Genomic DNA, 21,877 nt, shown 5'->3' on the forward strand with positions numbered 1-21,877 from the left:
CCTTGATCCGTTCCCATTGATCATCCCGAAGAACATCGCAATCCATCACTGACCTCCAAAAGTCAGTGTTGAATCTGATTTGCCGGAATTTTGGAATCCCAAAACCTTAAATCGTCACTACGACCTAGGAATTCATCCCTTCCCCCGGTTGAAAAACGTGCCGTGAGCACCAGCGCCGATGTCAGGCAGGCATCGATGAGATCATTGCCGCCGCTGTGCCGGCTGGCGAATTCCTCGCCGATCCGTTCCAACGTCCGTCCGAGATAAATGGCGTCATCATCATCCTTATCGAGCGATGTCAGGCATGGGGCCGACAACCATTCTCCCAGGCCGCTATGTGTGCCCGGCCGTATGCGCAGATGCGTTGCGACGACCGTGATCACCAGCCCGGCAATATCCCTGGAAAACCGGAATCCATGGTCGACCTGCGGAGGAATGGTGATGACGGCGGGGGGATGGATGGCGTGAACCCGGCCTTCGAATATGGCCTCCCCCGATCCGGCCTGAATGTACAAGATTTGAAAGAAGCCCTCATGGCGATGCAGGGCAATTTCCCAGCGGTGAAGGCTGCTTCGCGAGGCAATCGTCTCGCAATGCAGCCAGAAATCAGGCCTCTTGTCCGGCTTTTCGCCGTAGAGATCATAAATCGGAACGTGTTCGGTCATGCTGCTGCGATCGCTTCATGTTCGATTTATGCAAGTTTATGCCGAAAATGTCCATTGTTGCAGCATGTCCGTTGGCGCAGACTCTGCCTGATTTCGGGAGGATTCATGCGCACGCAAATCGTCATTATCGGCTCTGGGCCGTCGGGGCTGCTGCTTGGCCAGCTTCTGACCGGCGCCGGCATCGACAATGTCATCTTAGACCGCGTCGGCAAGGATCATATCCTGAACCGTGTGCGGGCGGGCGTGCTTGAAGAGGGTACGGCTCATTTGATGGACCAGGCGGGAGCCGCAGGCCGGATGCATGCCGAGGGCCTGCCGCATGACGGCTTTTCGCTTGCCTTCGACGGGCGCGACCATCGCATCGACCTTCACGGGCTGACGAAGGGCAAGCAGGTCATGATCTATGGCCAGACGGAGATCACCCGCGATCTGATGGAAAAACGCGAGATGTCGGACGGCATCTCCATCTACGAAGCGACGAACGTGGAGCCGCATGGGTTCGACGGTTCCGCGCCTTACGTCACCTATGAGAAGGACGGTCTCACGCATCGCATCGATTGCGATTTCATTGCGGGATGTGACGGGTTTCATGGCATCAGTCGCCGGAGCGTGCCTGAAAGGGCCATCCGCACATTCGAAAAGATCTATCCATTCGGCTGGCTGGGGATCCTCGCCGACGTGTCGCCTGTGAACCATGAGCTGATCTACGCCAATCATCCGCACGGTTTTGCGCTGTGCTCGATGCGCTCGAAAACGCGCAGCCGCTATTACGTTCAGTGCCCGCTGGACGACAAGATCGAGGCGTGGAGCGACGATCGCTTCTGGGATGAGTTGCGCCGCCGCCTTCCCGTGCATCATGCGGAAGCCGTTAAGACCGGCCCATCGTTTGAAAAGTCGATCGCGCCGCTCCGTTCCTTCGTCGCCGAGCCGATGCGTTTCGGCAGGCTTTTTCTCGTCGGCGATGCGGCGCATATCGTACCGCCGACCGGCGCCAAGGGGCTCAATCTTGCGGCAAGCGACGTTCATTATCTCTTCACCGGTCTGAACGAGCACTATCGGGAGCGTTCGGATGCCGGGATCGACGCTTATTCATCGCGCGCGCTTTCACGCGTGTGGAAAGCGGTGCGGTTTTCCTGGTGGATGACCATGATGATGCATCGCTTCCCCGATACCAGCGAATTCGACCAGAAAATCCAGGAAGCCGAGCTCGACTATCTCGTCCATTCGCGCGCCGCATCGACCGCGCTGGCGGAAAACTATGTCGGCCTGCCCTACTGATGCCTCAGGACGTCATTCGCCGCTTCGCGGATCGTCTGCATGAGGATCGACAGCGGCAGGGAAGGCACGGCATCGGCGCGTATCGTCAATCCGACAGGCCCCCTGGTTTCACTCGTATCGATCGGAAGTGCGGCCAGCTTGCCATCGGCGATATCGCCTGCCACCACCCCGGCGGAAATAATCCAGACCGCATCGCTTGAACGGACAAAGGCCCGGCCGAACGAATCCGATACCGTCTCGATCTGGTTGGGCAGGGTGGCGATGCCGTTTGCGATGAGGAACTGCTCCACAAAAGGCCGGATGATCGACGCGCGCGTCGGCATGAGCACTGGATATGCGCCGATGCCCGCAAAGATCGATTGCCCGGCGGCAAGCAATGGGTGCCCTGCCCGCACGGTGAACACCACCTGTTCGGAATAAAGATGCTCGAACGAGAAACCCGTCATCTTCTCAGGCGCCGCGAGACGCCCGACGACGAGATCGAGATCGCCGACCCGCAATTGTTCGAGAAGAACGGCATTCTCTCCGGTGACGATCTTGATCCGGCTTCCGGTTTCCTCCTTCAGGAACAGCGCCATGGCCTGCGGCATGATCCTGGTCGAGACCGTCGGCAGTGCACCGACACGGACAGGCGGTGCGTTTCCTGAATATTCCTGCGAAACGGAATCGATGCCTTGTCTCAACGCCGTCAACGCCGCTCCGGCATAGCGCAGGAACACCTCGCCATAGCGCGTGATCTTGATGCCGCGGCCATCGCGCTCGAAGACGCTGACACCCAGTGCCTCCTCCAACTCGCGGATTGTCTTGGTGACCGCCGGCTGGCTGACATACAGCAATTCAGCCGCCTTCATCACACTTTTCTGGCGTGCGACCTCGACAAAGGTTTGCAAATGGCGAAACTTCACGCGGCTGTCGATCATGCTTCTTTCATAACCCATGAGTTAAGAAAAGGCCATGAAATATCATTTTACCTAACCAGATTAAAACTCCAATCTGGACATGGAGGAGACTTCCCGTGCAATTCGCCCGCATCGATGACATCACGCTGCACTATCAGGTGATCGGCGCCACCGCCGAAAAACCGGTGATCGTCTTTGCCAGTTCGCTTGGAACGGACTTCCGGATCTGGCGGGATGTGATCGTGCGCCTCGTCGGCGATTTTGCGATCGTCACCTATGACAAGCGCGGGCACGGCCTTTCCGATGTCGGGCACGCGCCCTATTCCATCGAGAACCATGTCGACGACCTGATCGCGCTCCTCGATCATCTGGCTGTCCAGAACGCCATCATCTGCGGTCTCTCAGTCGGTGGTTTGATCGCGCAGGGTCTCTATGCCAAGCGCCCGGATCTGGTGCGTGCGCTCATTCTCTGCGACACGGCACACAAGATCGGCACGGCGGATATATGGAACGCGCGCATTGCCACGGTCGAGGAAAGCGGCATTGAAAGCATTGCCGACACCGTGCTCGAACGCTGGTTCACGCCCCCCTTCCGCAGCGAAACAAACCCTGCATTCACCGGCTATCGCAACATGCTCATCCGTCAGCCCGTGGCCGGCTATACCGGCACATGCGCCGCCGTCCGCGATGCCGATTATACCGAAGCGGCGGCCAGGATTGCCGTGCCTGCGATATGTGTCGTCGGCGATCAGGACGGATCGACGCCGCCGGATCTCGTCCTCGAATTGGCAAAACTGATCCCGCGGGCGCGATATGAAGTCATTCGGGACGCCGGGCATATCCCTTGCGTGGAGCAGCCGGAAGCCCTGACCGCCGTCATTCGCGCATTCGTCGATCAAACATTAAACGGAGAGCAGCCCCATGGCTGAAATCGAGGCGCCGTCCGACCGCTACAGGCAGGGAATTGCCACGAGGCGCACCGTCCTCGGCGATCCGCATGTCGACCGGGTGCAATCGGCGGAAACCGATTTCGACCGGCCTTTTCAGGAACTGATCACGGAAGCGGCCTGGGGCAGCGTCTGGTCGCGCCCGAACTGGACAAAACGCGAGCGGTCCATGGTGACGATCGCGCTCCTGGCAGCGCTTGGCCATGACGAGGAGGTGGCGATGCATGTGCGTGCCACCGCCAACACCGGCGCAACACGGGAGGATATCGGCGAGGCTTTGCTGCACGTGGCGATCTATGCGGGGGTTCCGGCGGCCAATCGCGCCATCAAGATCGCCAAGGACGTGTTCGCGCAGATGGATACGGAAAATGTCGGATAGATCGAACATGAAAGCTGAAACGGGCGCCTTTTTTCCGCGCGACCGCAATTGGCATGCGCCGGCGCTGACGCCGGGTTACAAAACATCAGTGCTGCGTTCGCCGCAAAAGGCGCTTCTCTCGCTCGACAATACGCTGTCGGAGATCACCGGACCGGTGTTCGGCCATTCGATACTCGGTGAGCTTGATAATGATTTGATCCATAATTTCGCCCGCCCCGGTGAATCCGCGATCGGCGAGCGGATCATCGTGCACGGGCGCGTCATCGACGAGCGCAGCCGTCCGGTCGCCGGCGCGCTGCTTGAATTCTGGCAGGCCAATGCCGGCGGACGTTACCGCCACAAGAAGGAAAGCTATCTCGCGCCACTCGATCCCAATTTCGGCGGCTGCGGCAGGACGATCACCGACGAGGACGGCTATTATCGTTTCCGCACCATCAAACCCGGCCCCTATCCATGGCCGAACGGTGTCAACGACTGGCGTCCGGCGCATATCCATTTCTCGGTGTTCGGCCATGGCTTCGCGCAGCGGCTGATCACGCAGATGTATTTCGAGGGCGATCCGCTGATCTGGAGATGCCCGATCGTCAACACCATTCCCGACAGGCGCGCCATCGAGCAACTGATCGCCCCGCTCGACATGGCCAATACCATTCCCATGGACGCGCTTGCTTATAAATTCGATATCGTGCTGCGCGGACGCCGCTCCACATTGTTCGAAAACAGGCTGGAGGGCAATTGATGGTCCAGGCCCTTGGATTGCTGAAGGAGACTCCATCCCAGACCGCCGGACCCTATGTCCATATCGGCTGCACGCCGAATTATGCGGAAATCGCGGGCATCTGTGCGGCCGACCATGGCTCGGTCATGCTCGACGACAAGACGCGTGGCGAGCGCATTACCGTGCACGGCCATGTCATCGATGGCGCGGGAGCGCCGCTGAAGGACGCGCTGGTCGAGATATGGCAGGCCGACGGCGCCGGACTTTACAACAGCCCGTCGGAGATGCGCGGGAAGTCCGATCCGAATTTCACCGGCTGGGGCCGCTGCCCCACCAGCGCCGATACGGGAGAATTCCTGTTCGAGACGGTGAAGCCCGGGCGCGTGCCATTCAGGGATGGCCGGCCGATGGCGCCGCACATCACCTTCTGGATCGTGGCGCGCGGCATCAATATCGGTCTGCATACGCGCATGTATTTTCCTGACGAGGCAGAGGCCAATGCCGAAGACCCGTTGCTTGCCCGCATTGAACATCGGCACCGCGTTGCAACGCTGATTGCATCAGGCAAAAGCCCGCTCTACACCTTCGATATCCACCTCCAGGGCGAGAAGGAAACCGTCTTTCTCGATATATGACCCATTCATGAGCTCTTCCGTTTTCGACCATCCCTTTCTTTCCGGCCTCTTCGGTGACGACGACATCGCGGCATGTTTTGCCTGGGATGCCGATCTGCGCGCCATGCTTATCTTCGAGGCGGCTTTGGCAAAGGTGCAGGGCGAGATGGACATCATCCCGGCGGAAAGTGCCGCGGACATCGAGAAATGCTGCGCCAGGTTTCAGCCCGATCTCACCGAGTTGAAGCGGGCCGTCGCAACTGATGGTGTGGTCGTACCCGAACTCATCGGGCAATTGCGCCGGGCGATCGGCGGGACAAGTGCGGCGCATGTGCATTTCGGCGCAACCAGCCAGGATGTGATCGACACCAGCCTGATGCTGCGCCTGAAACCGGTATGCGAAATCTTTGTCGAACGTCTTTCCCGCCTGATCGAGACCATGGAAGAGCTGGAGCGGCGGTTCGGTGATAACAGGTTGATGGCGCATACGCGGATGCAGGCGGCGATCCCCATCCATGTTTGCGACCGGCTGCGTGCATGGCTTGAACCTTTGCTGCGTCACCGTGAGCGGCTGGCGGTTTTGAGCAAAACCGCGCTGGCCGTTCAATTCGGCGGCGCGGCCGGCACGCTGGAGAAATTCAACAATGCCGGGCCGACCCTGCGCGCCGCCCTGGCCGCTGAGCTCGCGCTGGCCGATCAGCCGCAATGGCACAGCCAGCGCGACCGCATTGCCGAATTCGCGGGGCTTTTTTCGCTGATCACCGGCAGCCTCGGAAAGTTCGGGCAGGACATAGCTCTTCTTGCGCTCGCCGGAGATGAAATCGAACTGGCGGGCGGCGGCGGCTCTTCGGTCATGCCGCACAAGCAGAACCCCGTCGCAGCCGAAACGCTCGTCGCGTTGGCCCGGTTCAATGCCGTCCAGCTCTCGGGAATGCATCAGGCGCTCGTCCATGAACAGGAACGGTCCGGCGCCGCATGGACACTGGAATGGATGCTGTTGCCGCAGATGGTGGGCGCCACCGCCGCGGCGCTCAGGCTGGCACAGGAGACGGCGGGCAACATCCGACGTCTTGGCGTCCCACCGGAAACATGAATTCTGCCGCCATATCCATAATCTCTGGATTATGATTCAGGCTTTTTATTTCATTTTACATTACTGTTCGACATGACAAACTTGGGACCAAATCAGCTGAAGCAGAGACACCGGTTCGGGGAACGGGCCGATGGCGGGAGGAGAAACATGAAACGGATAGCCATGGCTGCGTTGGCGGCTCTTGCACTGACTACGATGAGCGGCATAGCCAGTGCGGACACGATCAAGGTGGGTGTCGTCGGCCCCTTCTCGGGACCATTTGCCTTGCAGGGCAAGAATTTCAAGGCCGGCATCGACGCCTATATGACCCTCAACGGCAATACGGTCGGCGACGATACGATCGAGATCCTCTACCGCGACGTGCCGCAGCCCGACCCCGCGCAATCCAGGGCGCTGGCGCAGGAACTCGTCGTCAAAGAAGGCGTGCAATATCTCACGGGATTCTATTTCACGCCGGACGCCATGGCCGTGACGCCGCTTCTCGAACAGGCCAATGTGCCGCTGGTGATCATGAATGCCGCAACCTCGGCGATCGTCACCAAGAGCCCGCTCGTCGTGCGCACGTCGTTCACCACCTGGCAGACCTCGACGCCGATCGCCAAGGTCGCCTATGATCGCGGGGTCAGCAAAATCATCTCGGTGGTCAGCGACTATGGTCCGGGCGTAGACGCGGAAAATGCGTTCAAGACCGCCTTCGAGGCGGCTGGCGGAACGGTCGTCGAAGCGATCCGCATGCCGCTTTCGACGAATGATTTCAGCCCGATCATGCAGCGTATCAAGGATTCGGGCGCCCAAGCCGTCTTCGCCTTTCTGCCGTCGGGACCAACGACGCTCGGCTTCGTCAAGGCCTACAACCAGAATGGATTGAAGCAGGCCGGCATTCAGTTCTTCGCACCCGGCGACCTGACGCAGGAATCGGACCTGCCCGCGCTCGGTGATACCGCTGAAGGCATCCTGACCACCTTCCATTATGCCGTGTCGCATGACTCGCCCGAAAACAAGACTTTCGTCGAGGCGGCACAAAAGGCCATCGGCAACCCCGCCGAGCTTTCGTTTCCCGCCGTCGGGGCCTATGACGCCATGCATGTGATCTACAAGATGATCGAGGCGACAGGCGGCGAGCAGGATGCCCAAAAGGCCGTCGACGCGGTCAAGGGTCTTGCCTGGCAAAGTCCGCGCGGTCCGGTCGAGATCGATCCCGAGACGCGCCACATCACGCAGAATATCTATCTGCGCGAAGTTGGAAAAAACGAGGACGGGACGTACTACAACAAGGAAATCCAGACCTTCGAGAAGCAGGGCGATCCCGGATTGGCCGCCGCCAAATAAAGACTGGCGGGAAGCAGATTGCGCTCGCCCGATCCTCCGCGATAATCAGGATCGGGCGGGAAACATCTGCCTGCGGACAGCATCGGGAATGGCTTCATGCAAACCATCTTCAGTATAGCAGTCGATGCGCTCGCCTATGGCATGGTGCTCTTCGTCATCTCAATCGGGCTTTCGGTCACCATGGGCCTGATGCGGGTCGTCAACCTGGCCCATGGCGCATTTGCCATGATCGGCGGCTATATCGCCTCCTATGCCGCCCGTGATCTCGGGCTCGGCTATGGTTTCGCGGTGCTCATCGCCGTATTTGGCACCATACTGATCGCCATCCCTGTGGAGCGCCTGCTCTACCGGCGCATATATGGCGCGCCCGAACTGACCCAGGTGCTGATGACCATCGGCATCACCTTCTGCATTATCGGCATCACCAATTTCGTCTTCGGTCCGACGCTCAAGACGATCCCGCTGCCCGCGGAACTCCAGGGATCGGTCGACCTCGGCTTTCGCTCCATTGCCACTCAGCGGCTATTCGCCATCGTCTGTGGCCTGGCGGTCGCGCTGGCGCTCTGGTATCTGGTCGAGCGTACCTCTTTCGGCATAAAATTGCGTGCGGCCGTCGATGATGCCGCCATGGCTGCGGCTCTCGGCGTGAAGACGGAAATCGTCTATGCCGTCAGCTTCGCCATTGCCGTCGGCCTTGCCGCCTTCGGCGGTGTGGTCGGCGCGGAACTTCTGCCGGTCGAGCCTTATTATGCCTTGCGCTATATGGTGACCTTCCTCGTCGTCGTTTCCGTCGGCGGCGCGGGCTCCATACCGGGTGCGCTCCTGGCCTGCCTCCTGCTCGGCGGCATCGACACGGCGGGCCGTTATCTCATGCCGGAATTCGGCGAGTTCTTCTTCTATCTGGCGGTGATCGCCATCGTCTGCATCTTTCCGCGCGGCCTGGCCGGGAGGGCCAAATAATGGCGCTGCTCACCAATCGGGAAAGCGCCGCCGCGCCGCGCCGGAGCAGCCGATACAGCCGCGATCTCATCGGCATTGCCGTGATCCTCGTCTTCGCCGTGCTCGGCTATCTGCTCTTTCCCAACAACCTGGCGCTGCTTACCCGCATCACGGCGATTGCACTTCTCGTTCTGTCGCTTGACCTCGTCACCGGCTATTGCGGCGTGGCGACGCTTGGCCATGCCGCCCTCTTCGGCGCGGGCGCCTATGCCGCGGGAATGGCCGCCGTTCATGGCGGGATCACCGAGCCGGTCAGCATGGTGGTGATCGGCGCGCTCGGGGGAGCGGCCGCCGGCCTGATTTCCGGGCTTGTCATCCTGCGCGCGCATGGCCTGCCGCAATTGGTGCTGTCGATCGCGATCATCCACCTCTTCCATGAGGCGGCCAACAAGGCCTCGTCATGGACCGGCGGCAGCGACGGGCTTTCGGGCATCGCGCCGGATCCGCTTCTCGGGCTGTTCGCCTTCGATCTGTGGGGTCGTACCGCCTATGTCTTCGGCATCGTTCTCCTGCTTGCCGTTTTCATTGTGCTGCGCCAACTGGTGCGCTCGCCTTTCGGCATGCTGTGCCGCGGCATCAAGGAAGATCCAATCCGCATCCGCGCCATGGGCGGTTCCGTCCAGGCGACGCTGATCCGCATGTATGTGATCTCCGGCGCTGTGGCCGGCATTGGCGGAGCGCTCAGCGCCGTCTCGACGCAGGTCGTCGGCCTCGATAGCCTGAGCTTCACGCTTTCGGCGGAATCGCTGGTCATGCTGGTTCTGGGCGGCACCGGTTCGCTCTATGGCGCATTGATCGGAACGCTCGCCTTCATGTGGTTCGAGGACCTCGTTTCCGCCGCCAATCCTTTCCACTGGCTCACCATGGTCGGCGTATTGCTGATCGCGGTGGTACTGTTCGCCCCGCGCGGCCTGTTCGGCACGGCGTCCGCTCTCGCCGCGCGCTTGTGGAAAGGCCGGCCATGAGCCCGATCTTCGAAGTCGAGAAGCTGAAAAAATCCTTCGGCGGTCTTGCCGTGGCCAATGACGTTTCACTGTCGCTTGCATCAGGCGACCGGGTTGCGTTGATCGGGCCCAACGGTGCGGGCAAGACGACCTTCGTCAATCTGGTCACCGGGAATCTGACGCCTGATTGCGGTGTCGTCCGGCTCGGTGGCGCAACGATCACGCATCTCGATGCGATGCGGCGGGTCCGCCTGGGCCTCGTGCGCTCCTTCCAGGTAACGCGGCTTTTCCAGGATATGACGCCACAGGAACATATCGCTCTTGCGATCCTGCAGCGTGACGGACGCTCCGGCCGCATGTTCGGCAGTTTTCTCGCCATGCCCGATGTCATGAGCGAAACCAATGATCACCTGTCGACCCTCGGCCTCCTGGAGCTTGCCGACAGAAAGGTCCGCGAGATCGCCTACGGCCAGCAGCGCCTGCTCGAGATCGCGCTGGCGCTGGCGCTGCACCCAAAGGTGTTGCTGCTCGATGAACCCGCCGCCGGCGTGCCGCAGAGCGATACCGGCCGCATCGAACAGGCGCTGGCGCAACTGCCCGCCGATCTCGCCGTCCTGATGATCGAACACGACATGGACCTCGTCTTCCGTTTCGCCAGCCGCGTGGTCGTTCTCGCCGCCGGTCAGATCATCTTCGACGGGTCGCCGGCCGATGTCACACGCGATGCTCATGTCCGCGAAGCCTATCTGGGGAGCTATGCCAATGCCCGCAGCGTCACTTGAGGTGCTCGATCTGAGCGCCGGATACGGCCCCACACGGGTTCTTGAAAGCGTGTCCTTCAGCGTCCCGGCGGGTGAGCGACTGGCCGTGCTTGGCCGCAACGGCATGGGCAAAACCACCCTGCTCGCCACGCTTGCCGGCCAGACGAGGCGATATGAGGGTAAAATCAGCCTGGGCGGTGCCGATATCACGGGATTTGCGAGTGCAGACCGGGCCCGCACCGGCCTTGGATATGTTCCGCAGGCGCGCTGCATCTTTCCGACACTGACCGTCGAGGAGAATTTGTTCGTCGGCCTGAAGGGCAGACCGCGCAGCGCACTCCAGGAGGCCTACGACATGTTCCCGCGCCTGTTCGAGCGGCGCGGAAATCTCGGCTCCCAGCTCTCCGGCGGCGAACAGCAGATGCTTTCGACCGCGCGTTCCATCCTCGGCAGGCCGACCGTCCTTCTGCTCGACGAGCCGCTGGAAGGCCTCGCGCCGGTGATCTGCGAGGAGCTTATGGCTGCCTTCACGCGCCTGGCGCAGACCAGCGACATGACCATCGTCCTGGTCGAGCAGCGCATCCAGAGCGCCATCGATTTCGCCGATCAGGTGATCATCCTCGAACGGGGCAGGCTGGCATGGTCGGGAACGCCCGGGGCGCTGGCTCAAAGCCATGAGACGGTCGACAAACTGCTCGGCGTCGGCGGCCTCCACTGATCCCTAAAGATGATTGAGGGGGTTCATGGCCATTGCGTTCACTGTTATCCGCCGGTGCGTCGCGCGCCGCGCCACTGGGTGGCATACGGCAGCACGAACATGTACAGGCCGGTGAACAGCAGCAAAAACAGCGGGAGTAGTGGTGAGTAGACGACCCAGCTGGGGGGCTCCCCCAATCCCATGGCGACGAAGTTGGCGATCACGGTCGCCGTAAAGGCCATGGACAGCCAGCGGTGGGACTGTCTGATATACTTGTTCCAATCCAATCGAATCTCCTTTGAAGATGAGCCGAAGCGTAAGGCGGCAGGCTTCACTCCGTCCGCGCCAGAACCTCTTCCAATTTCGCAAAGAATTGCTGCCAGCCGAGCTTTGCGCCGCCATAGGCCTGTTTTTGATCCGGCCGGAAGCCTGACTGCTCCATGCGAAGGTGGGTGCCCGTGCTTGTCGGGGTAAGCGTGAAGGTCACCACACTCTTCAGATCGTAGGCAGGATCGTCATGCGTGAAATTCCAGGTGTAGGACAGCATTCTGTTCGGCTCGATGGCCAGAACCTCGCAGTCCAGCACGCCGCCCCAATCTCCGCGAAGATTGAAATGATGGCCCACTGACGGCTTGAAGTCGTTCTTCATGAGCCACGCCTCGATCAGGTGCGGCTGCGTGAGCGCGCGCCAGATCTTTTCCGGCGGAAACGGTACATCCCGTTCGACAACGACGGCGCGCATTTCAGTCGACGTTTTGTTCATTGGTCCATCCTCTTCAACAGATCTTCGAGGTCATCGAACCGGTTCTCCCAGAACCCTGTCATCTCGCTCGTCCAATCGATCAGCGGGGTCAGCGCGCTGAGCTGTGCGCTATAATGCGTCTGGCGACCTTCGTGGCGGTCGCGCACCAGCCCGGCCTGCTTCAAAACGCCAAGATGCTTCGAGACGGCCGGTTGCGAGACCCCGGCGTGAGCCGTCAGTTTCCCAACCGTCTGCTCTCCTTCGCGGCACAATCGCTCGAAGATAGCCCGCCTGGTCGGATCGGCGAGCATTCTGAAGAGCGTGTCATGGGCATTTGGCATCGCAACATATAACTCGTTGGCTATTGATTGAACTCATAACCGACGGGATATATGTAAGTCAAGCGAGAAGGTGGTGCGGCATGATGATGCCCGTCACGGGAACGCCCGCCACTTCATCGGAAGCGATCACCTTGAGCGCGCGGCCACCCATCTGTGCCATGCATCTTCGCTGCCATGGAACGCATTGAGGTCGATCCTGCCATCGACGCCATGCGAAAGGCCGGAACCTGAATATTGCCAGAATACCCATTTCCTGCCGGGATAGACCTTTGAGGGGTGCTCGGCCACGGCGCGAAGCCAGAAGGGATAATCGCGAAATTTTCCGCGCAGATTGTCGCGGTAGAAATCGGGCGCTGTGTAGATGATCGGGCGTTGGCCGTAATGTCTCTCCAGCTTGTCCATGAAGACCTGCATCTTCTTCAGGACGTTTTTGCGCGACGGGCGCCGCTTGCAACGGGACTCGCCGTTCCATTCGACGTCGATGACCGGCGGCAGGGCGCCTTTCACCTTTGGAACATTGCGGATGAACCAGTCAGCCTGCTCGCCAGCGGTTCGGCACCAGTAGAAGAAGTGATAGGCGCCCCGCCTCAACCCGGCCTCGTGAGCCCGATGCCAGTTCTTCTTGAACATCGGATCAAGATGGTCGCCGCCATCCGTCGCCTTGATATAAACGAAATTCGCGCCCTGCGTGCGCAGCTTTCCCCAGTCTATCTCGCCTTGCCAGCGTGAAACGTCGACGCCGTGGACGGCCAGGGCCTTGGGCGAAGCACGACCGAAATTTATCGGCTTCGCGTCGCGAAAACGGCGGCTGTAGATCCGCCCCCGCGCAAAAGTTTTTGCCGATGGCTTCGACGGCACCACAAACGCGACCGGTTCAGCCTTGGGTACGCGCATGTCCGGCGCCTTGACCGTGGGCACCAACGCATCGGGAATGGGAGCTGACGGCGCCATGGCCATCATCTGTTGCGGCGGCTCTTCATTCGAAGCGGCTGAACCGATTTCAGCTGGCGGTATCACATTTACCGGTGGGGTGATGGAGCTTGTCGTCTCAAGCGACGGCTGCGCCAGAAGCTGGTCCACACCCGAACTGGTGGACGTGCAACCGGCCGAGACCGCGCAGGCGAAGAGGATGGCTGACACGCCTGGGAAACGCATATGTACCTTTACGCAAAACAGAACAGACTCGCGGCGAAACCCGACACGGTCGAATCCCCCTTGCCGTAACTGCTAACGATAAATTACCAAGAAAGATTGAATCCAATTTTAACCATATGGAATAACCGATCGTGGGCTTTACGAAATTCCGTTTGCAAGGGCTGTTTCCTACTTTTGCAGCGACTGCTCCAGCTTTCCATCGCGTATCCGCACGAAGAAATCGTCCTTCCCCACCTGCCCGCCCTTGAGGACGATCTCGAAGCTGCCGGCATGGTCGGCGCGGTGGGCGAGACATACCGGCGAGCCGGGCGATTGCGGGATCGGATGGCGCAATGTCAGCGCGGCGATGCCGAGCGCGTCGAGCGCATGGCTCGATGTGTCACCACCTGCAACGATCACGCGATTGAGCGCCTGTTCGCCGGCGAGCCTCTGCAGCATGGCGCCGAGCCTTTGTCCGACCCGGTCATTGTCGAGGGGATGTGTATCGGCGGCCTGCTGCTTCGCGTCATCGCCCGGACCAAGTGCCGTGTAGAGCAAAGGACTGGCGCTTTCCCGCAACGCTTCCAGCGCCGCGGCCAGAGCCGCCTCCTCGGCCCGGTCACCGCCCTGCCCCGAAGCCAACGCGACGTAATCGACCGCGATGGGAACGAAGCCGTTTGCCGAGGCATGATTTATCTGCCGCTCCGTCGTCGGCGAACAACTACCCGAGACAACCGCAATGCGGGCTGCCGCATCGAGCGGTTCATAGGCCTTCCGAGTGCCTACGATGCCGACGGCGCGCCAGGCCTCGATGAGTGCATATTCTACCCCCGAAGATCCGACGACGAACGGCCCCAAGCGGTGACGTTCGTTCCACAGCATTTCGCCGGCAAGCCGCTGGCTGACCGGATCAGCCACATCGATCAGGACGGCTCGGACAGAGGCCGCAAGAGCGGCGGCGAGCCTATCCGCCACAGTGCCTGCATGCATGGCCGGCAGATCGACCAGACCGATCGCCAGTTTCGTCTGATGGGAAAGATGGAGGCGCAGGTCCGCCTCGTTCATCGGCGTCGCCGGATGCCGGCTCATGACGGGGTGGCGGTCGATGCGAAACACCGTCTCGCCATAGCGCGCGAACAATTCGCCGAAAAACGTATAGCGGCCGAGCTGATGCGCACCGACGATGATGGGAGCGACGCTCTGGCCGAATATTTCCAGTCCGATCTCCAATGCGCGGCCGATAGAGCCTTGACGCGGCGCGCTGTCGAAGGTCGAGCAGACCTTGTAATGACAGATCGGCGCGCCGAGACCGCCGAGCCAGCGAAATATGCCGGGAAGCTCTGCATCCATCCATTCCGGCGGCTTGCTGCGGCTAAATCCGGCTAGCCCTATGGCCCGGGCATGGGAGAAGCGTTGCAGCCATGCATCATCGGGTTTGCGGGTGAACAGCACCGTCTCGACACCATTGGAGCTCAAGGCTTCCATGACGTCGGTCGAACCGGTGAAATCGTCGCCGTAATAGGTGAGAAGCGGAGGACTCATGCAAGCCTCGAGCGGAACGCACCGATCGCCGCGGCAAGGGCCGGATGGCTCTTTGCATAATCATCGAGAGATATGCCTTCGGCTGCTGCCTGCCAGCCCTCGCGCAGGCTGGCTATACCGCCGGCGAGACCGTCCGGATGCCCCATGATGCCGCCGCCTGCGCAGTAGATGAGATCGGTCGATTGCAGTGCCGCATAGGTATCTTCGATCTGCTCGGCAGACTGCCCCGACGAGAACACCGGCATCGCCACATAGTCCCGGCCGCCATCGAACAGCGGCGTGAGGCACTGTTTGGCGGATGCAATGGATGACGCGCCGTCCTCGCTGAACTTGTTGCGAAGACCGTTGACGTGGAGATGATCCACACCTGCGAGCCGCCAGAATTTCTGCCAGGCGATGAAGCTGATGCCGATATCGGGCGAGCGGGAAAAGAGACCCCAGCCGTTGCGATGTCCATGGATTGGAAGGTCGGTATGGCGGCGCAGCGCCGCCACGCCGGGCAAGCCGACGCTGTGGATGCCCACCATCACGCAGGTGCCCCCAGCATCGCGCACGAGATCGGCGCCGCGTTTCATCTCGTCGATCTCGCCGGTGATGTTGAAGGCGTACATCGGTTTCTTGCCGGTGCGTTCCGCGTGATCGTTGAGAACGCGCATGATAGCTTTGACGCGGGCATCGAGCGGACAATGCGGCCCGTTTGCCTGCAACTCATCGTCCTTGACGAAATCGATTCCGCCCTCGGCAAGCTTTTTCACCAGCGCAGCCGTCGCCTCCGGATCGAGGCCGACGCTCGGTTTGATGATGGTGCCGATCAGCGGACCGCTTTCAACACCCGCAAGCCTGCGTGTGCCGGCAATGCCGGCGGCGGGACCGGGATAGGCCTTGGCGAAATCATCGGGAAAGTTGATATCGAGCAGCCGCAGCGCCGAGACTTCGCGCAGTTCGAACAGATTGCCGGCGACGGTCGCAAGCGTATTGGGCAGCGACGGGCCGATATTCTCCATCGGCCAGGACAGGCCGATGCGCCCGCGCGTATAGACCTTGCCCTGCATCTTGCACGGCAGCGCCGGCGTGTCGGAACGGCCGGTTTCGACGATGGATTCGATGCGTGCGCCATGCGCCGCCTTGAGTGCTTCGGTCTCGCCTTCGATCTTCAGGAATGTCCCCGACGATTGCTCGCCCGCAATGACCGCCGCCGTATATGCGAGGTCCAACGGTGTCTCAAGTTCATATTCCGCATAGAGCCTGCTCATCGCTTCCATCCTTCCCGGCAACAGTATCTTTGTCCGATTTCTTATCAGGCGATCCGTCATCAGATCAACTCATTATACCAGTTGACATGATGATAATTGCTGGACATATTTCCCCGAACAAAATTCATTTGTCTTGCCGCATTTATGCGGACGTCAGGTGTTCCACCTGACTGCAAAATGCTCGGAGGGTCTTTCATGAAAATCGCATTGCTCGGCGCCGGTGGAAAAATGGGTGTGCGCCTTGCGACCAATCTGAAGGGCTCGCGCTTCGACGTCGCACATGTCGAGATCAGCGAAGCCGGTCGAAAACGGCTGAAGGAAACTCTCGGTTTCGACTGCGTGCCGACCGACGAGGCCCTGGCGGGTGCAAAGGCGGTCATCCTTGCCGTGCCCGACACCGCGATCGGCGCGGTTTCGGGCTCGATCATCGACAAGCTCGATCCCGGCACCATGGTCATCGCGCTCGACGCCGCCGCGCCTTTCGCCGGCCATTTGCCGGTTCGCGACGACATCGTCTATTTCGTCACCCATCCCTGCCATCCGCCGATCTTCAACGACGAGACCGATCCGGCAGCACGGCGCGACCATTTCGGCGGCATAGCGGCCGCGCAGTCGATCGTCAGCGCACTGATACAGGGGCCGGAAGAAGCGTTCGGCCTCGGCGAGGAGATTGCCAGGACGATCTATCAGCCGATCCTGCGCTCGCACCGCGTCACGGTCGAGCAGATGGCGTTGCTTGAGCCAGGCCTGTCGGAAACCGTCTGCGCCACGCTTCTGGTGGTGATGCGCGAGGCGATGGAGGAGGTCATCCGCCGCGGCGTCGATCGCGAGGCGGCGCGCGACTTTCTATTGGGACACATGAATATTCTGGCCGCCGTCGTCATGGGAGAGATCGACGGCGTCTTCTCGGATGCCTGCAACAAGGCGATCGAGAACGGCAAGCCACGCCTGATGCGGCCTGATTGGCTGGGCGTGTTCGAGCCTGCGGAAATAGCGGAGAGCATCCGCCGCATCACCTGAGAAAAGGTGGGCGAAACCGGATGCAACGAAGCTAAAAAGAGGTGAAATCGTTGAAGTAAAACTGGGAAAACGGACCAAATTGGGAGGAGAAAAGAATGACTTTATTCAGGAAAATGCTGCTTGCCGGCGTAACCGCCGTTTCACTCGCGGCGACACCGGTTGTTGCCGGTGCGGCGGATCTTATCGCCATCATCACGCCGTCGCATGACAATCCGTTCTTCAAGGCCGAGGCCGAGGGCGCGAAAGCGCGTGCCGAGGCGCTTGGCTATGAAACCATCGTCCTTGTGCATGACGACGATGCCAACAAGCAGAACCAGCTGATCGATACCGCCATCGCGCGTGGCGCCAAGGCGATCATTCTCGACAACGCCGGTTCCGACGCATCGGTCGCCGCCGTCCAGAAGGCCAAGGATGCGAAGATCCCATCCTTCCTGATCGACCGCGAAATCAATGCAACGGGCATCGCCGTCGCGCAGATCGTCTCGAACAATTACCAGGGCGCGACGCTCGGCGCTGAACAATTCGTCGAGCTGATGGGTGAGGAAGGCAATTATGTCGAGTTGGTCGGCCGTGAAGCCGACATCAATGCCGGCATCCGCTCCAAAGGCTATCACGATATCATCGACCAATATCCTGACATGAAGATGGTATCGCGCCAGTCCGCCAACTGGAGCCAGACGGAAGCCTTCTCCAAGATGGAATCCATCCTGCAGGCCAATCCGGATATCAAGGGCGTGATATCCGGCAACGACACCATGGCCATGGGCGCCTGGGCCGCACTGAAGGCGGCGAAGCGCACCGATGTCATCGTCGTCGGTTTCGACGGCAGCAATGATGTCCGCGACTCCATCCTTGAAGGCGGCATCAAGGCGACGGTTCTCCAGCCCGCCTATCGCCAGGCGGAACTCGCCGTCGAACAGGCCGACAAGTATCTGAAGACGGGTTCGACCGGCGAGGACGAGAAGCAATTGATGGATTGCGTTCTCATCACCGCAGACAATGCCGGCAAGCTCGAAACCTTCGCGCTGAAGGACTGAGTGAGGCAACACCCCCCTCTGCCCTGCCGGGCATCTCCCCCTCAGGGGGGGAGATTACGCCTTCATAAACGCCCGGCACCAATCGCTGCCGTTGGAGGACGATAGGCGTGGTTCGTGTCAGCCAATCTCCCCCCTTGAGGGGGAGATGTCCGGCAGGACAGAGGGGGGTGCTTCGCTATGACGGATGGAATTCGCAAATGACCACGCGCATGAAAATGCTTGCTGCTATCGCCATGGCCGGGATCGTGCTGGGCGTTACCGGCTGCAAGATCAAGAAAAACGAGCCGTCGGCCAAAAAGGCGGATAACGGCGTCGAAATCTTCTTCGACAATGGCGGTTTCAACGCCGATGAATTTATCGCTAAGGCCTGGCCGGAAAAGATCGAACCTTATTTTCGCGACAATGCGCATGATTTTACCGAGGTCAGGGCGCTCATAGCGACAGACCCGGAGGCCGCCGGCAAGAAATACGGCCACAGCGAAAACCCGGTCCAGACACCGTGGAGCTTCGCCGTCCGTCTCGAAGGCCAGATCGTCGACGCCAACACCAAGTCGCGCGCCGCATTCGTCTCGGTCGATACGGATGGCGACACCAAGGCCGATGCCAAGATCCAACTGGGCCCGGTCATCAAGGGTACGTCGCTGCGCGATGTGCTGCCGTTCATCCCTTTCAGCGCCTTCAAGAACCAGATCGAATACGCCAATGTCGGCCGGGCGCTGAACAAATATGTCTATGAGAACAATCTCTCCAAACTGCCGCGCGACGATCTCGTCGGCCAGCATGTCTCAGCGACAGGCGCATTCACTCTGCCCGCACAGGGACAGGAAATCCTCGTTACGCCTGCCGAGATCAAACTTACTGGAGGCGCGCAATGAGCGAAGTCGCGCATGAGACCGCGCTGAGCGTCCGCAAGGTGACCAAGGTCTATCCCGGCACGATCGCCCTCAAATCGGTGGATTTCGACGTGCGCCGGGGTGCCGTCAATGTGCTTGTCGGTGAAAACGGGGCGGGGAAATCGACGCTGATGAAGATCATCGCCGGCGTCGAGCAACCGAGCGAAGGCGAGATCCTGCTCGATGGCGAGCCGATCCGGCTGGCAAACACGCAGGACGCGATCCGCCATGGCATCGGCATCGTCTTTCAGGAACTGAACCTCTTTCCCAACATGACGGTGGCGGAAAACATCTTCATCACCCGCGAGCGCTGCCGGCTTGGCTTCGATATCGATGCGGCGGCGATGCGCGACGAAACCCGCAAGCTGATGCTGCGGCTCGAACACGACATCCCGCCCGACGCCATCGTCGGGGATTTGCGTATCGGGCAACAGCAGATCGTCGAGATCGCCAAGACGCTGTCGCAGGACGCCCGCATCCTCATCATGGACGAGCCCACCTCCGCGCTCAGCGCAGCCGAGGTGGAAATCCTGTTCCGCGTCATCAAGGAGCTGAAAAGTCAGGGCGTCGCCATCGTCTACATCTCGCACCGGCTGGAAGAACTGGTGCGCATCGGCGATTACATCACCGTGCTTCGCGACGGCAACATCACCGGTTCGCGGTCGATGCAGGATGTCGATGTTCCCTGGATCGTCAAAAGCATGATCGGCGCAGCCTCGAAAGATTATGCCAAGGCCGAGGATCATGTGTTCGGCGATGAAATTTTCCGAGCCGAGGATATCGCGCTTGCCCGCCAGGGCGGCGGCTTTACGGTCGATCATGTTTCGCTGTCGCTCAAGGCGGGAGAGATTGTCGGCATCTACGGGCTGATGGGCGCCGGGCGCACCGAGCTGTTCGACTGTATCATGGGCCGCCATCCGAATGCCGGCGGCAGAATTTTCATCACGGGCAAGCAACTGGCAAAAGCCGATGTGGCGACAAGGATCGCCGGTGGGCTCGCGCTGATCCCCGAGGACCGCAAGGCGGAGGGTCTCGTGCAGATCATGTCGATCAGCGACAACATGACTCTGGCAAGCCTGTGGAATTATGTGCGCGGCATCCATATCGACCGAGGCAAGGAGCGCTCGGCGGTCCAGCGTTTCGTCAGCGACCTCGCCATCAAGATCGCCAGTCCGGATCACGAGGTCGCATCGCTATCGGGCGGAAACCAGCAGAAGGTAGTGATCGGCAAGGCGCTGATGACCGGGCCGAAGGTCCTTCTCATGGACGAGCCCAGCCGCGGCATCGATGTCGGCGCCAAGGCCGAGGTGTTCCGCACCATGCGCAAGCTCGCCGCCGACGGGCTGGGTATCCTGTTCGTCACGTCAGACCTCGAAGAGGTGATGGCGCTGTCGGACCGCATCATCGTCATGTCCGGAGGCCAGATCACCGGCGAATTCGACCGCGCGCACGCCACCGAAGAAGCCATCGTCGCCGCGTCCAGCATCGGCCATGACGTTACAACCCATAAAATGGAGCTTGCCCAATGAGCGCCACGCTAGCAAGACCGGCCAGCGCCTATAATTCCTCGTCGATGCTGATGATGCTCCTGCATCTGCGCACCTTCATCGCGCTCATCGCCGTCATCATCTTCTTTTCCTTTGCCGCGCCGAATTTTCTCAGCACCGCCAACATGATGATCATGTCGAAGCATGTGGCGTTGAACGCATTCCTGGCGATCGGCATGACCTTCGTGATCATCACCGGCGGCATCGACCTTTCCGTCGGTTCGATCGTCGGCCTGTCCGGCATGGTCGCCGGCGGGCTGATCCTCAACGGGCTGGATCTCGGCATCGGCTATACCGTCTATTTCAACGTCATCGAGATCATCATGATCACGCTCGCGCTGGGCGTTGTCGTCGGCGCGATCAATGGCCTTCTCATCACCAGGCTCAACGTCGCACCCTTCATCGCGACGCTTGGGGTCCTCTATGTCGCCCGTGGCCTGGCGCTGCTCTCCTCCGACGGGCGCACGTTCCCAAATCTGGTGGGCAATCCCGAACTGGGCACGACGGGATTTCCGATCCTCGGTTCCGGCACGTTTCTCGGCATACCGATCTCGATCTGGCTGCTGGTCGTGGTCGGCCTCGCGGCCGCCTATCTCGCCGCGCGCACGCCGCTCGGCCGCCAGATCTATGCGGTGGGCGGCAATGAGCGGGCCGCTGCCTTGTCAGGCGTCCGCGTCACCAGAGTCAAGATGTTCGTCTACATGTTCTCCGGCTTCTGCGCGGCCATCGTCGGGCTGATCATTTCTTCGGAACTGGTCGCTTCCCATCCGGCGACCGGCGAGACATTCGAGTTGAACGCCATCGCCGCCGCCGTGCTCGGCGGCACATCGATGTCCGGCGGGCGCGGCAAGATCGGCGGGACCATCGTCGGCGCCTTCGTCATCGGTATTCTCTCCGACGGCCTCGTCATGATGGGCGTCAGCTCGTTCTGGCAGATCGTCATCAAGGGGCTCGTCATCATCGCCGCCGTCGTGGTCGATCAGTTCCAGCGCCGCATGCAGCAGCGCATCGCCCTGCAGAGCCAAGCGGCGGTGGGAGGCTGATG

Annotated in this window: 24 protein-coding genes; 16 read left to right on the forward strand and 8 right to left on the reverse strand. The window is 60.7% G+C overall.

Annotated elements, in window-relative coordinates; all coding sequences use genetic code 11:
• Window positions 1–62 precede the first annotated feature (62 nt).
• Window positions 63–665: an AraC family ligand binding domain-containing protein gene (locus tag C5748_RS04095; protein ID WP_105740682.1), complete on the reverse strand. Its 603-nt coding sequence runs from the start codon at window positions 663–665 to the stop codon at window positions 63–65.
• A 105-nt stretch (window positions 666–770) separates the two neighbouring features.
• Here C5748_RS04095 and pobA point away from each other — a divergent pair, with 105 nt between their 5' ends.
• Complete coding sequence (gene pobA / locus C5748_RS04100; protein ID WP_105740683.1) at window positions 771–1,943, forward strand: 4-hydroxybenzoate 3-monooxygenase; 1,173 nt, start codon at window positions 771–773, stop codon at window positions 1,941–1,943.
• Here the strand turns inward: pobA and pcaQ are convergent.
• Entirely contained in the window at window positions 1,937–2,863 is a 927-nt protein-coding gene (gene pcaQ, locus C5748_RS04105; protein WP_105740684.1) for a pca operon transcription factor PcaQ, read from the reverse strand. The genes pobA and pcaQ overlap by 7 nt on opposite strands.
• Window positions 2,864–2,958: 95 nt before the next feature.
• On the opposite strand from pcaQ, the gene pcaD reads away from it, so the two are divergent.
• The 10 genes from pcaD to C5748_RS04155 all read left to right on the forward strand — a co-directional run bounded on the left by pcaD (window position 2,959) and on the right by C5748_RS04155 (window position 11,344).
• The gene (gene pcaD, locus C5748_RS04110) at window positions 2,959–3,771 is read left to right on the forward strand and encodes a 3-oxoadipate enol-lactonase (protein ID WP_105740685.1); all 813 of its coding nucleotides are present in this window, start codon (window positions 2,959–2,961) and stop codon (window positions 3,769–3,771) included.
• Window positions 3,764–4,168, forward strand: a complete 405-nt coding sequence (gene pcaC, locus C5748_RS04115; RefSeq protein ID WP_105740686.1) for a 4-carboxymuconolactone decarboxylase — start codon at window positions 3,764–3,766, stop codon at window positions 4,166–4,168. Before pcaD ends, pcaC begins: the two co-directional genes overlap by 8 nt.
• Window positions 4,158–4,907 (forward strand): protocatechuate 3,4-dioxygenase subunit beta, encoded by a 750-nt coding sequence (gene pcaH / locus C5748_RS04120; protein WP_105740687.1) that lies wholly within the window; start codon window positions 4,158–4,160, stop codon window positions 4,905–4,907. The genes pcaC and pcaH overlap by 11 nt, the downstream gene beginning before the upstream one ends.
• Window positions 4,907–5,521, forward strand: a complete 615-nt coding sequence (pcaG, locus tag C5748_RS04125; protein WP_105740688.1) for a protocatechuate 3,4-dioxygenase subunit alpha — start codon at window positions 4,907–4,909, stop codon at window positions 5,519–5,521. The genes pcaH and pcaG overlap by 1 nt, the downstream gene beginning before the upstream one ends.
• A gap of 7 nt (window positions 5,522–5,528) precedes the next feature.
• Window positions 5,529–6,593 carry a 3-carboxy-cis,cis-muconate cycloisomerase gene (locus C5748_RS04130; RefSeq protein ID WP_105740689.1) on the forward strand — a complete coding sequence of 355 codons (1,065 nt, stop codon included), beginning with the start codon at window positions 5,529–5,531 and terminating at the stop codon, window positions 6,591–6,593.
• 147 nt (window positions 6,594–6,740) lie between these two features.
• Window positions 6,741–7,922 carry an ABC transporter substrate-binding protein gene (locus tag C5748_RS04135; RefSeq protein ID WP_105740690.1) on the forward strand — a complete coding sequence of 394 codons (1,182 nt, stop codon included), beginning with the start codon at window positions 6,741–6,743 and terminating at the stop codon, window positions 7,920–7,922.
• Window positions 7,923–8,018: 96 nt separating this feature from the next.
• On the forward strand, window positions 8,019–8,882 hold the full coding sequence (locus C5748_RS04140) for a branched-chain amino acid ABC transporter permease (RefSeq protein ID WP_105740691.1): 864 nt from the start codon (window positions 8,019–8,021) through the stop codon (window positions 8,880–8,882).
• Window positions 8,882–9,886 (forward strand): branched-chain amino acid ABC transporter permease, encoded by a 1,005-nt coding sequence (locus tag C5748_RS04145; protein WP_105740692.1) that lies wholly within the window; start codon window positions 8,882–8,884, stop codon window positions 9,884–9,886. The genes C5748_RS04140 and C5748_RS04145 overlap by 1 nt, the downstream gene beginning before the upstream one ends.
• Window positions 9,883–10,647, forward strand: coding sequence for an ABC transporter ATP-binding protein (locus tag C5748_RS04150; RefSeq protein ID WP_105740693.1), 765 nt, complete (start codon window positions 9,883–9,885; stop codon window positions 10,645–10,647). The genes C5748_RS04145 and C5748_RS04150 overlap by 4 nt, the downstream gene beginning before the upstream one ends.
• Window positions 10,628–11,344 carry an ABC transporter ATP-binding protein gene (locus C5748_RS04155; RefSeq protein WP_105740694.1) on the forward strand — a complete coding sequence of 239 codons (717 nt, stop codon included), beginning with the start codon at window positions 10,628–10,630 and terminating at the stop codon, window positions 11,342–11,344. Before C5748_RS04150 ends, C5748_RS04155 begins: the two co-directional genes overlap by 20 nt.
• 44 nt (window positions 11,345–11,388) lie before the next feature.
• Here the strand turns inward: C5748_RS04155 and C5748_RS04160 are convergent, their stop codons facing one another.
• The 6 genes from C5748_RS04160 to C5748_RS04185 all read right to left on the reverse strand — a co-directional run bounded on the left by C5748_RS04160 (window position 11,389) and on the right by C5748_RS04185 (window position 16,344).
• Window positions 11,389–11,610 (reverse strand): hypothetical protein, encoded by a 222-nt coding sequence (locus tag C5748_RS04160; RefSeq protein ID WP_105740999.1) that lies wholly within the window; start codon window positions 11,608–11,610, stop codon window positions 11,389–11,391.
• A gap of 44 nt (window positions 11,611–11,654) precedes the next feature.
• On the reverse strand, window positions 11,655–12,086 hold the full coding sequence (locus C5748_RS04165) for an SRPBCC family protein (protein WP_105740695.1): 432 nt from the start codon (window positions 12,084–12,086) through the stop codon (window positions 11,655–11,657).
• A complete protein-coding gene (locus C5748_RS04170; RefSeq protein WP_105740696.1) occupies window positions 12,083–12,406 on the reverse strand; it encodes an ArsR/SmtB family transcription factor in 324 nt (107 codons plus the stop codon). The genes C5748_RS04165 and C5748_RS04170 overlap by 4 nt, the downstream gene beginning before the upstream one ends.
• Window positions 12,407–12,532: 126 nt before the next feature.
• Entirely contained in the window at window positions 12,533–13,561 is a 1,029-nt protein-coding gene (locus C5748_RS04175; protein ID WP_105740697.1) for a glycoside hydrolase family 25 protein, read from the reverse strand.
• A 168-nt stretch (window positions 13,562–13,729) separates the two neighbouring features.
• Window positions 13,730–15,082, reverse strand: coding sequence for a four-carbon acid sugar kinase family protein (locus tag C5748_RS04180; protein ID WP_105740698.1), 1,353 nt, complete (start codon window positions 15,080–15,082; stop codon window positions 13,730–13,732).
• Window positions 15,079–16,344, reverse strand: a complete 1,266-nt coding sequence (locus tag C5748_RS04185) for a ribulose-bisphosphate carboxylase large subunit family protein (RefSeq protein WP_105740699.1) — start codon at window positions 16,342–16,344, stop codon at window positions 15,079–15,081. The genes C5748_RS04180 and C5748_RS04185 overlap by 4 nt, the downstream gene beginning before the upstream one ends.
• 186 nt (window positions 16,345–16,530) lie before the next feature.
• Between C5748_RS04185 and C5748_RS04190 the strand changes: the two genes are divergently transcribed.
• From C5748_RS04190 to C5748_RS04215, 5 genes are all read left to right on the forward strand, one after another.
• Complete coding sequence (locus C5748_RS04190; RefSeq protein WP_146119476.1) at window positions 16,531–17,355, forward strand: phosphogluconate dehydrogenase C-terminal domain-containing protein; 825 nt, start codon at window positions 16,531–16,533, stop codon at window positions 17,353–17,355.
• 95 nt (window positions 17,356–17,450) lie between these two features.
• Complete coding sequence (locus tag C5748_RS04195; protein WP_105740700.1) at window positions 17,451–18,392, forward strand: D-ribose ABC transporter substrate-binding protein; 942 nt, start codon at window positions 17,451–17,453, stop codon at window positions 18,390–18,392.
• A 197-nt stretch (window positions 18,393–18,589) separates the two neighbouring features.
• The gene (locus tag C5748_RS04205; protein WP_245428793.1) at window positions 18,590–19,267 is read left to right on the forward strand and encodes a DUF2291 family protein; all 678 of its coding nucleotides are present in this window, start codon (window positions 18,590–18,592) and stop codon (window positions 19,265–19,267) included.
• Entirely contained in the window at window positions 19,264–20,814 is a 1,551-nt protein-coding gene (locus C5748_RS04210) for a sugar ABC transporter ATP-binding protein (RefSeq protein ID WP_105740701.1), read from the forward strand. Before C5748_RS04205 ends, C5748_RS04210 begins: the two co-directional genes overlap by 4 nt.
• Window positions 20,811–21,875, forward strand: a complete 1,065-nt coding sequence (locus C5748_RS04215) for an ABC transporter permease (RefSeq protein WP_105740702.1) — start codon at window positions 20,811–20,813, stop codon at window positions 21,873–21,875. Before C5748_RS04210 ends, C5748_RS04215 begins: the two co-directional genes overlap by 4 nt.
• Window positions 21,876–21,877: the final 2 nt, after the last annotated feature.

The sequence above is a fragment of the Phyllobacterium phragmitis genome (assembly GCF_002980495.1).
In the GTDB taxonomy this organism is placed as follows: Bacteria; Pseudomonadota; Alphaproteobacteria; order Rhizobiales; family Rhizobiaceae; genus Paramesorhizobium; species Paramesorhizobium phragmitis.